The following is a 1,168-nucleotide window of genomic DNA, read 5'->3' on the forward strand; positions in this document are numbered from 1 at the left end:
GGCCTCCTGGGGTTGGCGGGTGAGGGGGGTCGGCCCAGGATGACGACTTGCCGGAATAGTGCAGAAAAGGCGATGTCCCTCACAAGGGTGGAAACTGCCAAGATTTGTAGTGGCCGCCTATCAAATGCCAGGCGAAGGCCAGTCTGTGAGCGAGCGCGGCCGAAATCACGACCACGGCCACGGTTACGGTGTGGAACGGAATGAGCCCGGCGAGCGAACTTCAGTAAACGTTGACACCGTAGGCGCTGAGGATTTCGTTGATCGGCTGGTAGAAGGACGTCCCGCCGCTGGAGCAGTTGCCGCTGCCGCCGACCCCGACGCCGAGCGCGGTGGTGCCGGTGAAGTAGGGCGCGCCCGGGTTGTCGCCGGGCTCCGAGCAGATGTTCGTCCTCGCCAGGCCGGTCATCGTCCCTTCGGGGAAGCTCACGCTCTGGTTGAGCGCCGTCACGGTGCCGCAACGCAGGCCGGTGGTGGAGCCGCTGCGGCACACCTGCTGGCCGACGGACGCCCTGCCCGCCGCCGTGATGTCCCGGGACCCGGGGTAGAGGAGCACGCTGCCGGGCCTCTCCACGTGAGGTTCGACGTAGACGACGAGCGCGACGGCGACGTTCATGACCGAGACGACGGTGCCGAGTTCGACGGACAGCGCAGGATCGGCATAGATCTTCTGGCCCTGCTTGGCGCAGCCGCCCGCGGTAAGGAAGTAGTAGGTGTCGGACTTGCGCACGTTGAAGCCGATGGTGCAGCGGATGCCGCCTTTCGCGAAGACGGCTTGGCCGCCCTGACCGCTCGGCGGGTCCTGCGCGGCAGAGGCGGCGGAGGACGCGGTCGCGGTGGGAGCGAGGGCGAGCATGGCGGCGGCGGCCGTGGCGGTGGCCGTGGCGGTGGCCGTGGCGGCGATCATGGAAAGGCGGGGTCTCACAGGGCCTCCTGCGGGAGTGGCGGGGGATGGACGCCCAGGATGAAGACTTTCCGGAATAGTGCAGAAAAACGAAGGTCCTTACAAGAGGACGAAAGTGCCAATGTTGGTGTTGGCCGTCTATCAACTGCCGTGCCGAGACGCGGAGCCCGCCGTTCCCACGCCGATTCGGATGCGGAGCGGGCTGGTCAGCCTGGGGCGCCATCGTCGTCAGGCTCGGAGGCACGAGCAGGGCCGGGGGGCGGGAGC

1 protein-coding gene is annotated in these 1,168 nt (G+C 67.6%); it reads right to left on the reverse strand.

Annotation, left to right across the window (positions count from 1 at the left end; all coding sequences use genetic code 11):
- Positions 1–220: 220 nt before the first annotated feature.
- Complete coding sequence (locus E1287_RS43310; RefSeq protein ID WP_165969483.1) at positions 221–922, reverse strand: S1 family peptidase; 702 nt, start codon at positions 920–922, stop codon at positions 221–223.
- Between the last annotated feature and the right edge of the window lie 246 nt (positions 923–1,168).

The sequence above is a fragment of the Actinomadura sp. KC06 genome, from assembly GCF_004348735.1.
Taxonomy (GTDB): Bacteria; Actinomycetota; Actinomycetes; order Streptosporangiales; family Streptosporangiaceae; genus Spirillospora.